Genomic DNA, 15580 nt, shown 5'->3' with positions numbered 1-15580 from the left:
TATACATATCCCCTGTCCTTTTAAATTCCTCCCCTTTGGGGAGGTTAGGAGGGGTCTTATTCACTCTTCAAACTCTTTACCGGGTTGATCAGCGCCGCACGCAGCGATTGCAGGCTCACCGTCAGGAAGGCGATCGTAATAGCGATCAAACCGGCAAGGGCAAATATCCACCACTGTATATTGATGTGGTAGGCAAAATCGGCCAGCCAGTTGTTCATTACCCACCAGCCAACCGGGAACGAAATTAGCGCCGCCAGGGCAACCAGCTTGATAAAATCGCCCGAGAGCAGCATTACTATATTGGTTATGCTTGAGCCCAGCACTTTGCGGATCCCGATCTCTTTGGTACGCTGCACCATGATCATTACCGACATGGCCACCAATCCTATGCATGAAATGATGATGGCAATGATAGCACTGCTAATAAATATGGTAGAAAGGTGTTGTTCTTTTTTGTATTGCTTTTCGGTGTTCTCGTTCAGCCAGCTGCCTTTAAAATCAACCGTTGGGAAGGTGGCCTTCCATTTTTGGCTGATATTGTTGAAAGCCTGCGCCAGGTTGCCTGCCTTAACTTTTACAAAAATGTAATTAACGCTATAATTTTTATCCATCACCAGGGTTAGTGGCATGATCTCATCGTGCAGGGAGCGGAAATTGTAATTTTTAAACACACCGATCACGCGCGATGGGCGGTTCTCGTTCATGGGTAAATTAGTACCTACCGTATGTTTGGCGTTGATCAGCTTAGCCATATTTTCATTTACCACAACGGCATCACTGTCGGTAGCAAAATCGCGGGAAAAATCACGGCCGTCGATTAGTTTGATATCCAGCGTTTTAAGATAGTCATAATCAACCTTTTGTATAGCTGTACGCAACTCGTGCCCGTTATAGGTGAACCCGTTTACCGACGAACGCTGCGAGCCGTCAAGCCCTCGGCCAAGATTGTCATAAGCTCCAGTCAACGCTACCACATTTGGGTCGCCGTTTAATACATTCCTAAACAGGGCAAGCGCCTTGCTGCCGTCTTGCCCACGGCCTACAGGTATGCTTAACACTTCGGCCTTGTTAAAGCCCAATGGTATGTTTTTCACATAATTCATCTGCTGCCAGGTAATAAGCGTGCAGACAATTAATAACGTTGATATAGAGAATTGCACCACCAGCAAGATATTACGCACTTTGCCTGGCTTAACCGCATTTACCGTGCCTTTTAGCACCTGCACGGTTTTATAACGCAGCATAATTAAAGCCGGGTAAAAACCCGCTATAAAAGTGATGAAGATGAACAGCCCCAGCATGCTCAGCAATTGTACCGGCTGCAGCAGCATCTGCATTGTGATATTGCTTTTAAAAGCCGACTTAAAGCCCGGCAGGATCATATACGCGATCAGCAGGCCGATAAGCAGCGCGCCAAAGCATACCATAATGGTTTCTACCCAAAACTGGCCAAGCAATTGAAGTTTACTGGCCCCCAATGTTTTACGCACCCCCACCTCGCGGGCACGGGTAAACGAACGCGCTACCGAAAGATTTACGAAATTGATACAGGCGATAAACAGGATAAACACACCGATGCATAGCAGCGACACAAGCGACGACGCGCTTACCGAAGTACCCTCAACCGCGCCATTTGAACCATCGTTAACGTGGTTTTTAGCGTAAGGCATAATATTCAGCGTCATTACATGTCCATCAGCATCAGGCTTGGCGCCATCGCGGATGATATTCTTCACACTTTCCGAAAAATGCTTGGGAATAAACGCTTGCAGCCTCTTTTCAAAGCCCTGTACGTTGGTGTTGCTATTCAGCTGGATATAAACCGAATGATTTTGATTTTCCCATTGGGTAAGGTTATCTGTATAGCCCGGGTAATGTTCAAAGCGCATTAATATATCAAAGCTGATGCTGGAATTATCCGGGAAATCCTTAGCTACCGCTGTTACGATAAAGCTTTGCGGCTTGCCATCATAATTCATTTCGATGGTTTTACCTATCGCTTCCTGGCTGCCGAATATGGCTTTTGCCGCATACTCGGTAATTACCACATCATTCAGGTTTTTCAGCGGGTTATTAGCATTGCCCTTTGCAATAGGATAGGTGAAGATCTTCAGGAAATCCTCATCAACAAAGTGGATGTTCTCGCCTACCTGCTTATCGCCATAGGTTACCTGCGCCCCGCCATTGGCCACACGGGTAATGCGCTTCACATCCTGGTACTCCTGCTTAATAGCCGGCGCTAATGGCACTGGCATCGATGAATTCTTCTCTACCTTTTGTGCCCGGTTCGATGTAAAATAGAACTGGTAAATATCGGGCAGGTTCTTATTGAATTTATCGAACGAAAGTTCGAAGTATACAGTTAAGAACAGTAAAGTACAGCATGCAATGGCTACCGATAAGCCCAACAAATTCATGCCGTTAAATACGCGGCCCTTCCATAAATTGCGGATTGCCGTTTTGATATAGTTTTTGATCATGAACCCCTCCTAACCTCCCCTTCGGGGAGGAACTATTGTTTTATATTAATTTGTTATACCATGGTACCCTTTTCAAGTCCCCCCCTTCGGTCAATGTCATTAAGTTAAGCTTTTAAGCCCCACCTAAATCCTCCCCAAAGGGGAGGACTTTAAGATTTTTGCGCTTGTGCAGCCTAAGTCTCCCCTACCGGGGGAGATTTAGAGGAGGCTTTATTCGGCTGATCATCCTTAACTTAATGACATTGACCCTTCGGGGAGGATTTAGGAGGGGTATTATTCACTCCTTAAACTCTTTACCGGGTTGCTTGCCGCGGCCTTTATCGCTTCAATACTGATAGTAGCCAGGGCAATAATCAGCGCGGCCATACCAGCCGCTATAAACACCCACCATGTTATTTCTATACGATAAGCAAAATCCTGTAGCCACTTATTCATTGCCCACCAGGCTACCGGGAATGCCAGTACACTGGCTATTACTACCATCTTCACAAAATCGGCCGAGAGCAGGCTTACAATATTCTTCACACTGGCTCCTAATACTTTACGGATACCTATTTCCTTGATGCGCTGCTCTGCAGCAAACGCGGCCAGGCCTAACAAACCCAACGCAGAGACCATAATAGCAATGCCTGCAAAAATGGTGATCAGTACTGATATCCGTTCGTCTGCACGGTAAAGGCCGTTGTATTTGTCATCGATAAAGCTAAATTCAAACGGATCGGTAGTTACATATTTTTGCCAGATGCGTTTAACGGCCGCTACCGCCCCGGGCGTATTACCGGCACGGGTTTGGATGTAAAAACACGCCTGGTAATCGGGGTGGCAATCAATCAATACCGCCCCGATCTTTTCGTGCAGGCTCAGGTAGTGAAAGTCCTTTACCACCCCTACCACCATGCCCGAGTCATCGCGATTTTTAAAGCGCTGCCCGATATACGGCTTCCGCAAACCGATAGCCTGCACCGCTGTTTCATTCAGGATCACATTATGCTGATCGGCCTTGCCAAACCAGTGGCCCTCCTTCAGCTTTAAATGCATCATCGAGTTAAAGTCCACATCGGCAGACATGACACAAAACGGCGGATCGAACTTCGGGTCGCGGCCATCCCAGTCAAATCCACCTGAATTACCACCCTTCATTTCAACAATGTTATTGCTGGCCTGCGTAACTTGCGCTATAGCGGTTTGCTGTTGCAGATCGTTACGGACGGCGGCCAGTAAGGTGATATTCTTTTTATTGTCGCTGCTCATTGCCTTCCAGGGCAATTCGAAGGTGAAAATGTGCGATTTGTTGTACCCCAGGTCGGTATTGCGCAGGTAACTCATTTGCAGGTAAATCACCATAGTGGCCACTATTAGCATTACCGATATGGCAAACTGGGTAACCACCAAAACCTTGCGCAAGCCGGTGTCCTTAATATTCAGCATGCTTTTGCCCCTGAATACACTCATGGGTTGGAACGACGACAGCATCACGGCCGGGTAAATCCCGTTAAGTGCGGTACAGGCAAACAGGGTCGAGCATAAAATTATCCAGGTGATGGAGTTGGCCAATGGCCGGGTAAAATGCTTATCGGTAATGCTATTAAAGGCCGGCATGCTGAATTGGATGACCACAATAGCCGCCATTAGGGCAAGACCTGTAATAATGAACGATTCGGCCATAAATTGACCGAACAGTTGCGACCTGTCCGCGCCGACGATCTTGCGAACGCTTACCTCCTTAGCCCTTACGCTGGCGCGGGCGGTGGTTAAATTAACGTAATTAATGCAGGCGGTGATCATTAGCAATACCGCTAAAATGCCAAACACATTTACCATTTTATGATTACCATGCTGCAGTTCTGAACTTTGCAGGTCGTCTTCAAAATGCAAATCGGTAAGCTTAATGAGACTAAATGAAGCCGATGATTTTTGCTGGTTAGTGCGTTGTATGGTGGTTAAAGCTTTACCTAACTTTTCGGTATTGCTGCCGGGCTTCAGCTTTAAATAGGTTTGATAGTTATAATTTCCCCAGGAAAGATCGTTCTTTTTAGCCTTGGCGGTAGCAGTCCGCGCGGCATTGGGCAGTAAAACATCAAACTGAAAGCTGGAGTTGGTGGGGTTATCCTTCAACACCGCCTGCACCTTATAGTTAATGGTGTCTATCCTGATAACGCGCCCGATAGCTTCTCCCCGGCCAAAATACTTTTTAGCGGTCGATTCGGTTAAAATTAAACTGTATGGATCTTTGTTAAAGGCAGCTTCGTTGCCCTCCACAAAATCGTAGTGAAACATGTTAAACCATTGCTCATCTACATAGGCGCAGTGTTTTTCCTTTAGCTGCTTATTGTTATAATCTAAAAGCAAACCTCCGTAGGCAGTGGAAACACGGGCAACCTGCGTTATCTGCGGCAGTTGTTTTTGCGCGAACTCGCCCAGGTTATGCGATGAGGTTTCCCAGATCCAGGTTTGCTGCGGCGATAGCTTTAAGATGGTTTTTATACGATAAATGTTACCGGCATCCTTATGATAGCGATCGTAACTCAATTCGTTCTGCACCCAAAGGGTTATCAGCACCGCGGCTACAATGCCAACGGTTAACCCTACCAGGTTGATCACTGTTGTTTTAGGATGCTTCCACAAACTCCGCCACGCGGTTTTAAAGTAATTTTTGATCATATTTCTTCGTTTTCTCCGAAAGTCCGCAAATCCGGAAGACGTTATTTTCTATATTGCTTCCGGACTATTTTTTATTCACTCCTTAAACTCTTTACCGGGTTACTTAACGCCGCCTTTATGGCCTGAAAACTTACCGTTATTAAAGCGATCATGATGGTGATCATACCCGCCATGGCCAATATCCACCAGCTGATGCCGATATGGTACTCGTAATTTTGCAGCCATTTATTAAGCGACCATATCGATAGCGGCACTGCTAAGGCAATGGCTATACCCACCAGCTTCAAAAAATCCTTCGATAGCAGGGCTACAAGACTGCTTACACTTGCGCCCAGTACTTTACGAACGCCTATCTCCTTGGTGCGCTGCTCGGCAGCATAAGCGGCCAAACCGAATAGCCCTAAGCAGGAGATTACAATGGCTAAACCGCCAAACAGGTTAGCCAGCGTACCCAGTAACTTCTCGTTTTGAAATTTAGCTTCAAAATCAGCATCTACAAATTTCACTACGGGTGGATAAGCGGGGTTGATCAGCTTCATTTGCTTTTCAATAGCCTCAATATTATGGCTGATGCTGTTGTTGTTATTCAGGCGCATAGCTATCACGCTGGCGTTGCTGCCAATACATTGGCTAAACATGGGCGCCGTTTTTTGATAAGGCGATCCCCATACAAAATCCTTATACACACCTACAATGGTTACCGGCCTGTTGCCATATTTAATAATAGAGCCAACCGGATGCGCCAGGTTCATGGCCTTTGCAGCTGTTTCATTGATCATCATGGTGGTGCCGGCGGTATCAGATGGGTATTCGGTAGAAAACTCGCGACCAGCAACCAGGGTCAGGCCGGCCGTATGCACCAGGTCATATCCTGTAAAAAAGGCATCGAACAGGATGCGGTTATTAGGCTGCTTGCCCGGCCAATCCAAATCCCAGGTATTGTTACCATTGGTGGTGATATCCTGTTGCAGCGTAGTGGCATGGGTGATAATACCTTCGCTTTTTAACTGGTTGATCAGCACTTCGCTTTTATTGGCCAGGCTGCCCTCGGCCTTAATTTGTACCAGGTTGTTTTTATCGTAACCGATGCTTTTATCCTGGATAAATTTGATCTGCCTGTAAATACAGATGGTTGATGAAATTAAAAACACGGCGAACACAAACTGCACCACCACTAATACCTTACGCACCGGCAGGCCGTTGGCACCTGCCTTAAATGTACCTTTCAGAACCTTTATCGGTTTAAAGGATGACAGGTAAAACGCCGGGTAACTGCCGGAAATAAGCCCTGTAACTAACGCCAAACTTAACAAACCTGCCCAGAAATACCATTGCTGATAAGGCAGCGACAATTTGATGTTGAGTAAGTTATTGAACGATGGGATCACGGCCGCCAAAATGATGACAGCTACCACCATGGAGAAAATACATAACAACACCGATTCGCTGATGAATTGCCAGATGAGCATGTTACGGCCCGAACCAATAGCCTTGCGGATACCCACCTCACGCGCGCGTTCTTCCGACCGGGCGGTTGACAGGTTCATAAAATTCACACAGGCGATAAGCAGGATGCAAAATGCCAGGATCTCAAAAATATGCAGCTGGCTGATCATTCCGCCTACCGATTTGCCATTCTCGAAAGTATTGTGCAGGTGGATATCGCCATAAGGGAAAAGCATGGCAACAGCCTTATCGCCGGTATTATTTTGGGCGATAAGTTTGCGTACTACACCATCGGCCGGTTTAAAATCAGCTGCATCTTTTAACTTAACAAAAGTGCGGCAAAAGTTACTGCCCCAGCCCGATGTTTTAGCCCAGGATACTTCGTTCTCAAACACTGCCCATGGCAGCAGGTAATCAAACTGAAAAGTGGTATTAGGTGCCGGATTTTCTATCACACCGGTAACTGTAAGCGGCGTTTTATCGTTACGCCTGATCACTTTATTAAGCGCTTCCTCCTTACCAAATAAAGCGATAGCCAGGTCCTGCGTGATCACAATGCTGTTAGGTTGTGCCAGGGCCTTGGCAGCATCGCCCTGCAAAAACTTATAGTTGAATATCGAAAAGTATGACGCATCCACAAAAACACCCGATTTTTTCAGGCCATTATCCTTATAAGATATCAACCCGCCGGCTGTGTATGAACATAATCGGCTTACGGCCTCCACACCCGGTGCCTGCGTTTTTATAGCATTGGCCATAGGTGCCGGCGTTGCTGAGAAAGTATATATCTTGTCCTCGCCGGGCTGGTTGTTCTCTACAATATAAATACGGTCGAGGTTATCAAACTGCTTGTCGAAATTGAAGTGGTAGCCCACATATAGCAGCAGCAAAAGGCAGCTGGCCATACCCAAAGATAGCCCACCCGCGTTGATAAGCGAAAAGCCTTTATGCCTTTTAATATTCCGCCAGGCTATTTTGATGTAGTTTTTGATCATTTTGACAAGGTATTGATAGCTGATACGTGTACCGCGATACTCCTAAAGCTATACCACAGCAGCAATAAACTGATTATTAGCTATTTATGTTTATCACAAGACGCAATTGTGTACGCAAGTGTTACACCTGATGTACGGTTATGATACAGTTTTAATAAGCGGCCACCTTAAAGGGGTGATTATCATTCAATTGTTTTTAATTTACTTGATAAGTCATATATTTAATCAGTAATTCACCTAAAACAATTTAACAATTTATGGATCCCAAATTAATTAACTGGCTGGCTGTTATTGTAGCAGCGCTGTCGTCGTTTATGGTTGGCGGTATATGGTATTCGCCAAAGGTTTTTGGTAATACCTGGATGAAGGACACTGGTTTAAGCCAGGATGAGATCAGGAAAGGTAACAAAGCGCGCGCCTTCGGGATGACGGCTTTCTTCTCGCTGATCATGTCGGCAAATTTAGCCGCGTTTTTAGCTGCCCCTACCACCACAACCGGAGCGCAGGCCGGTTTCCTGGCAGGCGTTTGGACTTTCTCTGCCATTGCCATACACAGCCTTTTTGAACTGCGAAGCTGGCGTTTGATATTTATCAACGGCGGCTACAGTGTAGTATCGTTGGTGCTGATGGGTGCTATACTGGGTGCCTGGAGGTAAGGAAACTCTAAAATATGTCATTGCAAGCGATAGCGCGGCAATCTTATAGGACACTCTATACTGACCTACCTATGAGATTGCCACGTCGCTATGCTCCTTACAGCAATGGCAAATTTTCTATATAGAAATCAATCAACCTTTTTAATGCTTGCCGCGCCGGTTTTGCTGGTATTTACATTGGTTGGATTGCCTTTATACTGGATATCGGCCGCGCCGGTTGAATGTACATTCAGATCGGTTAGCACGTTGATCTTGCAATCGCTTGCGCCGGTGGTTTCCAAATCATATTTACCCACCACAAAATCAAAGGCGTTTAATTTACCACTGCCGGTAATATTAACATTATGGCTGGATGCCTGCCCTTTCAAAATAAGTTCGGTAGCGCCTGAACCCCTGGTGGTTAAGTTATTCGCGTTAAGGTCAAGATCTACCTTGCCTGCACCTGATAATTTAATATTCAGGTCTTTAACATTCAGTTTACCATCTGATTTTATTTCTATAGCGCCGGCCCCTTTTATCTCTTCCAGGTTGCGTACACCGATAACCACAGAAATGGCTTTTTTAGCGCAGATATTTTTTTTAGTATTGATCTTCAGCTTATCGCCGTTCACTTCGGTGCGCAGGTATTGCATCACATTATCATCAGCGGTTATCTTCAGGGATAAGGAACTATCCTGCTTCAACACAATGTCATAACCGCCAGATATATCGATACTGGTAAAATCGGCCACTTTCCTGCTTTCGGTTATTTGATTACCCGAGCCATGCACGCAATTCATCATGCACGAACTAAACGCTGTAACACATGCCAAACCGGCTAATAATATTTTAAGTTTTAGAGTTTTCATAGCTTGCTTTTTGTTTTGTTTGACGAGGATTGTTGAAATGATGTTACACCAAAAGTATAAAAAGCTTTTTATTTAATTTATGTTTTTACAGCAACCACGTTATGTAACTGTTTACCAAACAAAAACGCCTCACGTTTTCGGTGAGGCGTTTTCTGAAGCAATTATTTTTTATGATTTTTATGCCCGGGCTTGTGCATACTATCTTTACTTGATGTTTGGAACGACTGTTGCCCGCCGGCATTGCTGATACCCTGCTGCTTCTGATCTTCGCGTTGCTTATTGAAAGCCCTGTCTGATGTTGTCTGCCCCTGCATGTTTCCACTCTTCTTTGTATCCTGTTGCGTTTTCATAAAGTTTGTTTTAGATGAATATTAATTTATAACGATGCTTCCATCACCTTACAAATAGCACAACAATAGTGCCTGTTTAAGCATATTTTATCTAAATATTTAACTATCAACTATTTCTGTTTACACAAAAACATTTATACATTTATACTACTTATCCTAATAGTTAACCAATTAACCATAAAGCATTACAGTATGAAACACGCATTCATTTTTGGCACCAATGTATTTTTGAGTAACCACCGTACTATTAGCTATAACGATGGTGATAGCAGCACTGTATTTTTAACCATCCGTAGTTTTTACCATAAAAACCATGGCTCGCCCGACCAGGAGTTGGTAATAGACGCGGATATCCATACGGTTGATGACCACCACCCGGTGCGTGTTACCGGCAATATGGTGCAGGATGGCGCGGATGTTCATACCGTAACCGAACCCAATCGTATAAGGTTGTATCATGCCAATCATGCCGAACCCATGTTGGATGTTTATCAATTAGACAGGCACGAATATGCCGGCCTGTCGAGCCATATCACCAACGAGATCCACTCGCAACACCCCGACCCGGTATTTACTATTAAAGGTAACTTTAAAGTAGCCGGCTCGCACATTTATATCGAGAACGAACGCATGAATATTGACCATGACAGCTTTGCCAACGGTGTGGAGAATTTCCCCGATGGTGTTACTTTACTGACCAGTGAAAAGGTGCATGGGCACTGATCTTCCAAACGTCATACTGAAGGCAGTGAAGTATCCCCGGTAAGCAGGGCAGCAATGCACAGTTTGGGATTCTTCACTACGTTCAGAATGACGAATTATTAAGCAAAAAGAAGGGGGGCGACTAATTAGTCGCCCCCCTTCTTTTTGCTTAAGGCTTGCATTACTTCTGTTCAGTAGCGGTTGCAGGCGCTTTACCTATCAACTCCATAAACTGATCGAGTTTTGGTGTGATGATAATTTGCGTGCGCCTGTTACGGGCTTTACCGGCATCGGTGGTATTATCCGTTAGCGGGTTGTACTCGCCACGGCCGCCGGCTGTCAATCGTTTAGGATCTACATTATAATTCTTTTGCAGCGCCTGCACCACCGAAGATGCCCTCAGCGCGCTCAGGTCCCAGTTATTACGGATATTGGTTTGCATGATCGGCACATTATCGGTATTACCTTCAATCAGCACATCGTAGCCCTGGTAATCCATAATGATCTTGGCTATTTTGCTCAGCGTAGCGCCGGCTTTGTCCGAGATCTCATAGCTGCCCGATTTATAAAGCATATTATCCGACAACGAAATATAAACCACGCCTTTCAGCACCTGCACATCCACATCCTTCATCTCCTCGCGGCTTAATGAGCGGGTAAGATTATTGGTCAGCACCATGTTAAGCGAGTCGCTTTTACTTTTTACTTCGATCAGGTGCTTAATGTACTTGTTCGATGCGTTGATCTCGTCCACCAGTTTAGATACGTTCATATTCCCCTGGCTGCCCGATGCCAAACATTTATCTAAAGCTGCTTGTAAGGCCGATTGGTTTCTTCTTGCCTCGGCTATCTGGTCTTCCAAACTCTTAACCCGACTGTTTGCTCCGGATAATTGTTGCTGGCTGGTTTGATATTTTACGTTCAGGTCGCGGGTATCGTCCTGTAGCTTATTGTAGCTGGCTTGCAGCTCCGCATACTTTTTGTTGCTTACGCAACCTTGCGCCAGCACAGCCGTTAGAGCCAAGGCCGGCAATATAAATTTCAGTTTCATAGGTCTTTTATTTTTTCATAGGATCATCATTCAACGATGATCTATTCTACAACAAAATTCGGGCCGCAAGGTTTGCCAATGGCTTGCTCCGGGCATTCGGGATAACGTAACTATGCCTGCAATTAATTAGTTACAGGTGTTTTAAATAAGGTATTTCTATGTATTTTAGATGGCACCTATACAACAGGATCTCTACCCCATGTCTGATACCATAATCTATCAATACGCTAACCGATCGGCCTTAAAACGCAGCGGTATGCAGGATGAATTGTTCCTGGCTAAATACAGCGAAGTGCAGAAAAGTAATGAAGCTTTTAGAAATATATGCAGAGGTTTTGGCCTTGAATAAGGGCAGTATTAGCGATCAATCAATTACCAAACGCCTGGATGCCTGGCAAAAACAAACACCTTAACAAGGGCCGTTAAAAAGATAAAGGAAGTAGCAAAGGTTTAAAACTATAAAACTTTGCATAACAAAACAGGCCCGCGGTTATCGGGCCTGTTTTGTTTGTGTTTAACTTACATTTTTGGCGGGGTCTTGGTGGTATCCCGCTTTGTGGTATCGGTTTTCATCATCGTGTCCTTAGGGGCACTCATGGTAGCCATCGAATCCTTTTTTACGCTATCTGCACTACTGCTGGCAGATTTCCCGGAACTGCAGCCCGCTGCAATTGAACCGATCATTGTCGCGACTATGGCGAAACTTAAAATTTGCTTTTTCATGGTCTTCTGATAAGTGAATTAATAGCATTTATAGCTTAATAACCCGCTTAAAGAAGTCTTTGTTTATGTATTTTTCATATTAAGCAAAAAAGTTACAGAAAAATACAAATATATCTCAAATTAAACTCCCGCTGCCGCAGTATATTTTAAATTTATAGCGAATTAAGTTGCTTGATATTGCTGTATTCAAACTCAAAATCTATCTCAAAGCAATCAACAAACTTGCGCTTCATAGCCTGTTTCAGTTCAAACGGATCCTGGCAATAAAACACAAATGCACCACCGCCACCCGCGCCGCATATTTTGCCGCCGTGTGCACCGTTCTCTTTAGCGAAAGCATACATTTGGTCAAGCGTTTCGTTGGTGCTGGCGCTGGCCAATTGTTTTTGGGCATTCCAGTTACGCTCCATTAAGCGGGCGCATTCCATATAATCGGCACCGGCAAGCGCGTGCGCGAACTTGTAGCCGCAGTCGCCTATAATATCCAGCGCTTCGCGGCCTTCAGGTGTGTCGTGGTTCTCGTATACCTGCTCTACTGCCGACTGCGCGTTGCGCGAAATACCTGTATGCAACAGTAACAGGTTTTTACGGAAGCCTTCAAGTGTTTCTTTAGATACGGCCACTTCAATCGGCTTAGAATAATCGTCACCTGATTCAAAACAATGGAAACCGCCAAATACAATGCCGTACTGATCCTGGCGGCCGATGGCCCAGTTTAATTCTTTATTTTCAAGGTTAAACAGGTCTTCGGCAATATCGGTAAGTGTTTTGGCCTCGGCATTATAATTCCTCGCGCTGATCAACTCCAGCAGTTTCACCGCGGTAGAGGTACTTAAACCGCTGCCACGCGGATAACCTGAAAAATTGAAGTTACCGTTCTTTAGTTCGATAACCGGCTTAATGGCCACGTTTGATACATAGCCCTTTTTGCCATGCATAATATAAGGCACGTCCGTCCATCCGCCCGAAAAATCGATACGAAGCGCTGCTTTGTACGAGTGGTTGATCTTGTTAATAATGTTCGATGTAGATGTGGCCTTTAATTCGGGCGGTACATCGCGGCCAACCAATTGTATGGTTATCCCCAATTCATCGCACATTTGCTGTTTGATGGCAATGGCCGAATCGTCATCGTTCAAAATAAATATATCGGGACGCAAGGCGGTCAACACCTCCTTAAAGTCTATTTTACCGGCACCAATAGTATGGTCGTTCAATACGGCGTAATCTACATCCTGTAAGGCGGCAACTAAATAAACACGGTTATTTTCGGGATTAACGGGTCTGCCCGGACCTTTTAAGGCAGTAAGCGTAGCATCGCGGCCCACTCCTACCACCAATATATCGCCAAACTGGCGGGCGTGATTAAAAAATACCGCGTGACCAGATTGCAGGATATCGTAACATCCACTGCAAAAAACAATTTTCTTTTGCTGATTTTGAGCCCTTAAAGCTGCAAGACCCTTGTTATCAACAACTTTAGACCGTATTCTTTCGAACATTTAATATTTATATTTATTGCTAAACAAATCAATAAGCAGCTATGGCTGGTATGCTAAAACAGCAAATCATTAAGCTATTTATACCAGTGTGCTTAATTAACAAATTTGGGCTTTCATTATTTTTTTTATGATATTTAACCGCCATGATCGTATCCGAAAAAACTTTAAAATGGGCAATCCGTTTCTATCCGCCATTGTTTTTCCAGCGTATCTGGGTAAAATCGTTTGCACCTGGTTTTAAGGGCGTTAGTGTAAATATCAGGAAAAGTATCTTCAATAAAAATTATAATAACTCTATTTTCGGGGGAACGCTCTTTGCCGCTGCCGATCCTTTTTACCCCCTGCTTTTCCATCAATTATTTTTGCGCCGGGGCCACCAGGTTATCGTTTGGCTTAAATCGGCACAGATACAATATTTAAAGCCCGCCACAACCCATTTACATTTTGATATTATGCTGGATGACGCTACCATTGCCGAAGCCGAGCACATGCTGATGACCGAAGGTAAGTTTATTAAAACCTTTACCGTTGAGATCTTCAATACACAAGGTGAGCTATGTGTAACTGTACAAACCGAAGCTTACGCCCGTAAATTAAACTAAAATGGACGCTACCGAACTAACCGCAAAAGGTTTTCATATCTCAACCGATAACAGTTTACTCGATTTTGATACGATCTGCAACTTCCTGCAAAACGACTCGTACTGGGCAAAAGGCATACCACCTGAAAGACTGCGCCTATCGATAGATAACGCGCTGTGCTTTGGTATTTATGATGTAAAAAAGCAAATTGGCTTTGCACGGGTAATCACTGATAAAGCAACTTTTGCGTACATTGCCGATGTGTTTGTTTTGGATGAGTACCGTGGTATGGGGCTTTCCAAATGGCTGATGCAAACCATTATGGCGCATCCCGACCTGCAGGGTTTAAGGCGATGGTCGCTGGCTACGGCCGATGCGCATGGCCTGTACGAGCAATTTGGGTTCACCGTTATCAGCAAACCGGAAAGATGGATGGAAATATTTTCGCCTTATCTTACCCAACAGAACTAAGAGGAAACTGAAGATGAATATCAAGAAGCTGATATTTGAGGGCGAAGGGGTAACCTTAGACTTTAAAAAAACCATAACGCGCTGCGAAAAGATAGCCAAAACCATGGTGGCCTTTGCCAATAACCAGGGCGGCCGCTTGCTAATTGGCGTGGCCGATGACGGCAGCATAAAGGGCGTAAAGTTTGAGGAAGAAGAGAAATACATGATCACCAGGGCGGCCAACTTTTTTATCCGCCCGGCGCTTGAGCCTGTTTTTGAGGAAGTATATGTTGATGATAAGCTGGTGCTGATCGTCAATATAGAAAACAGTACCACCAAACCCCATTACGCCCTTGGTGAAGATGGCAAATGGTGGGTATATGTGCGTGTAAAAGATAAAAGCGTACTGGCCAGCAAAATTGTGGTTGATGTGCTGAAACGTTCGGCAGAAGAGCAAGGCGTACTGATCAACTACTCGGCCAATGAGCAAACCCTGATGCAATACCTTGAGCATAATAGCCGTATTGACATTAAGGAGTTTTGCAAACTACTTACCATCAGCCGTAAAAACGCGCAACGCATATTAGTAAACCTGATCCTTTCGGGTGTTATCAGCATCCACACTACCGAAAAGGAAGAGTATTATACCGCGGCTGTTTAATATTAATCAAGATGAAAATAAACGGGGATGGTAAGGATCATCCCTACGCTTGTACCGTTTTGTTTGGCGGGTGTCCAGGCGGGCATGGCTTTGATCAGGCGTAAGGTCTCCGCCTCGAAAATCTTGTTGCTGCTTTGCACTATCTTTACTTCTTTTGGCAAACCGGTTTTCCAGTCAATTAAAAAAGAAACGAATACCTGTGCAGATAACTGCTCTTTTCTTGCTTCGGGCGGGTAGATAATATGGCTTTGCAGGTAATCGTACAGATCGCCGGCGCCGCCTTTAAACCTCGGGATCTCCTGCACAAAACTTTGTTTTTTGGCAAATTTGGCCATGTCATCGATAAACTCATCGCGCGCGGGATCGTTTGCTGTAGATTGGGCCTTTACCTGGCTGCACCCTATTACACAAAAAAATATCAAAAGGTATTTTAACATATCGCCAAATTTAATCACATAAAAAAAGAGACGCAA

The 15580-nt window shown here is 44.8% G+C and carries 15 protein-coding genes; 6 read left to right on the top strand and 9 right to left on the bottom strand.

Going from position 1 to position 15580, the window contains the following annotated elements; all coding sequences use genetic code 11:
• Positions 1 to 56: 56 nt before the first annotated feature.
• From HQ865_RS08825 to HQ865_RS08815, 3 genes are all read right to left on the bottom strand, one after another.
• Positions 57 to 2480 carry an ABC transporter permease gene (locus HQ865_RS08825; RefSeq protein ID WP_173414544.1) on the bottom strand — a complete coding sequence of 808 codons (2424 nt, stop codon included), beginning with the start codon at positions 2478 to 2480 and terminating at the stop codon, positions 57 to 59.
• Positions 2481 to 2753: 273 nt separating this feature from the next.
• On the bottom strand, positions 2754 to 5141 hold the full coding sequence (locus HQ865_RS08820; RefSeq protein ID WP_173414543.1) for an ABC transporter permease: 2388 nt from the start codon (positions 5139 to 5141) through the stop codon (positions 2754 to 2756).
• A 71-nt stretch (positions 5142 to 5212) separates the two neighbouring features.
• Positions 5213 to 7582 (bottom strand): ABC transporter permease, encoded by a 2370-nt coding sequence (locus tag HQ865_RS08815; RefSeq protein ID WP_173414542.1) that lies wholly within the window; start codon positions 7580 to 7582, stop codon positions 5213 to 5215.
• A gap of 257 nt (positions 7583 to 7839) precedes the next feature.
• Between HQ865_RS08815 and HQ865_RS08810 the strand changes: the two genes are divergently transcribed.
• Positions 7840 to 8238: a DUF1761 domain-containing protein gene (locus HQ865_RS08810; RefSeq protein WP_173414541.1), complete on the top strand. Its 399-nt coding sequence runs from the start codon at positions 7840 to 7842 to the stop codon at positions 8236 to 8238.
• 128 nt (positions 8239 to 8366) lie between these two features.
• Here the strand turns inward: HQ865_RS08810 and HQ865_RS08805 are convergent, their stop codons facing one another.
• On the bottom strand, positions 8367 to 9086 hold the full coding sequence (locus HQ865_RS08805) for a head GIN domain-containing protein (protein WP_173414540.1): 720 nt from the start codon (positions 9084 to 9086) through the stop codon (positions 8367 to 8369).
• A gap of 161 nt (positions 9087 to 9247) precedes the next feature.
• On the bottom strand, positions 9248 to 9436 hold the full coding sequence (locus HQ865_RS08800; RefSeq protein WP_173414539.1) for a hypothetical protein: 189 nt from the start codon (positions 9434 to 9436) through the stop codon (positions 9248 to 9250).
• Between the two features lie 192 nt (positions 9437 to 9628).
• Here HQ865_RS08800 and HQ865_RS08795 point away from each other — a divergent pair, with 192 nt between their 5' ends.
• Positions 9629 to 10159 carry a hypothetical protein gene (locus HQ865_RS08795; protein WP_173414538.1) on the top strand — a complete coding sequence of 177 codons (531 nt, stop codon included), beginning with the start codon at positions 9629 to 9631 and terminating at the stop codon, positions 10157 to 10159.
• Positions 10160 to 10319: 160 nt separating this feature from the next.
• Here HQ865_RS08795 and HQ865_RS08790 read toward each other — a convergent pair whose 3' ends face one another.
• A complete protein-coding gene (locus HQ865_RS08790; RefSeq protein WP_173414537.1) occupies positions 10320 to 11189 on the bottom strand; it encodes an OmpA/MotB family protein in 870 nt (289 codons plus the stop codon).
• 199 nt (positions 11190 to 11388) lie between these two features.
• On the opposite strand from HQ865_RS08790, the gene HQ865_RS08785 reads away from it, so the two are divergent.
• Entirely contained in the window at positions 11389 to 11538 is a 150-nt protein-coding gene (locus HQ865_RS08785) for a hypothetical protein (RefSeq protein ID WP_173412908.1), read from the top strand.
• A 170-nt stretch (positions 11539 to 11708) separates the two neighbouring features.
• Here HQ865_RS08785 and HQ865_RS08780 read toward each other — a convergent pair whose 3' ends face one another.
• Positions 11709 to 11912: a hypothetical protein gene (locus HQ865_RS08780; protein ID WP_173414536.1), complete on the bottom strand. Its 204-nt coding sequence runs from the start codon at positions 11910 to 11912 to the stop codon at positions 11709 to 11711.
• A 152-nt stretch (positions 11913 to 12064) separates the two neighbouring features.
• Complete coding sequence (locus HQ865_RS08775; protein WP_173414535.1) at positions 12065 to 13414, bottom strand: adenylyltransferase/cytidyltransferase family protein; 1350 nt, start codon at positions 13412 to 13414, stop codon at positions 12065 to 12067.
• A 143-nt stretch (positions 13415 to 13557) separates the two neighbouring features.
• Here HQ865_RS08775 and HQ865_RS08770 point away from each other — a divergent pair, with 143 nt between their 5' ends.
• The 3 genes from HQ865_RS08770 to HQ865_RS08760 are packed head-to-tail and all read left to right on the top strand — an operon-like array spanning position 13558 to position 15107.
• Positions 13558 to 14016: a PaaI family thioesterase gene (locus HQ865_RS08770; protein ID WP_173414534.1), complete on the top strand. Its 459-nt coding sequence runs from the start codon at positions 13558 to 13560 to the stop codon at positions 14014 to 14016.
• A gap of 1 nt (position 14017) precedes the next feature.
• Positions 14018 to 14467 (top strand): GNAT family N-acetyltransferase, encoded by a 450-nt coding sequence (locus HQ865_RS08765; RefSeq protein WP_173414533.1) that lies wholly within the window; start codon positions 14018 to 14020, stop codon positions 14465 to 14467.
• Between the two features lie 13 nt (positions 14468 to 14480).
• A complete protein-coding gene (locus HQ865_RS08760; RefSeq protein ID WP_173414532.1) occupies positions 14481 to 15107 on the top strand; it encodes an RNA-binding domain-containing protein in 627 nt (208 codons plus the stop codon).
• Between the two features lie 2 nt (positions 15108 to 15109).
• Here HQ865_RS08760 and HQ865_RS08755 read toward each other — a convergent pair whose 3' ends face one another.
• On the bottom strand, positions 15110 to 15544 hold the full coding sequence (locus tag HQ865_RS08755; RefSeq protein ID WP_173414531.1) for an energy transducer TonB: 435 nt from the start codon (positions 15542 to 15544) through the stop codon (positions 15110 to 15112).
• Between the last annotated feature and the right edge of the window lie 36 nt (positions 15545 to 15580).

It is taken from the genome of Mucilaginibacter mali (genome assembly GCF_013283875.1).
GTDB classification, from domain to species: Bacteria; Bacteroidota; Bacteroidia; order Sphingobacteriales; family Sphingobacteriaceae; genus Mucilaginibacter; species Mucilaginibacter mali.
Note: the sequence above shows the minus strand (reverse complement) of the source record. Positions and strands in the feature narration are given on the sequence as shown.

What these genes read in the sequence shown, in the direction of transcription:
- HQ865_RS08795 (WP_173414538.1), top strand. Translation starts at nt 9,629, where the DNA reads ATGAAACACGCATTCATTTTTGGCACCAATGTATTTTTGAGTAACCAC.
- HQ865_RS08775 (WP_173414535.1), bottom strand. Translation starts at nt 13,414, where the DNA reads ATGTTCGAAAGAATACGGTCTAAAGTTGTTGATAACAAGGGTCTTGCA.
- HQ865_RS08805 (WP_173414540.1), bottom strand. Translation starts at nt 9,086, where the DNA reads ATGAAAACTCTAAAACTTAAAATATTATTAGCCGGTTTGGCATGTGTT.
- HQ865_RS08810 (WP_173414541.1), top strand. Translation starts at nt 7,840, where the DNA reads ATGGATCCCAAATTAATTAACTGGCTGGCTGTTATTGTAGCAGCGCTG.
- HQ865_RS08770 (WP_173414534.1), top strand. Translation starts at nt 13,558, where the DNA reads ATGATCGTATCCGAAAAAACTTTAAAATGGGCAATCCGTTTCTATCCG.
- HQ865_RS08820 (WP_173414543.1), bottom strand. Translation starts at nt 5,141, where the DNA reads ATGATCAAAAATTACTTTAAAACCGCGTGGCGGAGTTTGTGGAAGCAT.
- HQ865_RS08780 (WP_173414536.1), bottom strand. Translation starts at nt 11,912, where the DNA reads ATGAAAAAGCAAATTTTAAGTTTCGCCATAGTCGCGACAATGATCGGT.
- HQ865_RS08785 (WP_173412908.1), top strand. Translation starts at nt 11,389, where the DNA reads ATGTCTGATACCATAATCTATCAATACGCTAACCGATCGGCCTTAAAA.
- HQ865_RS08800 (WP_173414539.1), bottom strand. Translation starts at nt 9,436, where the DNA reads ATGAAAACGCAACAGGATACAAAGAAGAGTGGAAACATGCAGGGGCAG.
- HQ865_RS08760 (WP_173414532.1), top strand. Translation starts at nt 14,481, where the DNA reads ATGAATATCAAGAAGCTGATATTTGAGGGCGAAGGGGTAACCTTAGAC.
- HQ865_RS08815 (WP_173414542.1), bottom strand. Translation starts at nt 7,582, where the DNA reads ATGATCAAAAACTACATCAAAATAGCCTGGCGGAATATTAAAAGGCAT.
- HQ865_RS08790 (WP_173414537.1), bottom strand. Translation starts at nt 11,189, where the DNA reads ATGAAACTGAAATTTATATTGCCGGCCTTGGCTCTAACGGCTGTGCTG.
- HQ865_RS08825 (WP_173414544.1), bottom strand. Translation starts at nt 2,480, where the DNA reads ATGATCAAAAACTATATCAAAACGGCAATCCGCAATTTATGGAAGGGC.
- HQ865_RS08755 (WP_173414531.1), bottom strand. Translation starts at nt 15,544, where the DNA reads ATGTTAAAATACCTTTTGATATTTTTTTGTGTAATAGGGTGCAGCCAG.
- HQ865_RS08765 (WP_173414533.1), top strand. Translation starts at nt 14,018, where the DNA reads ATGGACGCTACCGAACTAACCGCAAAAGGTTTTCATATCTCAACCGAT.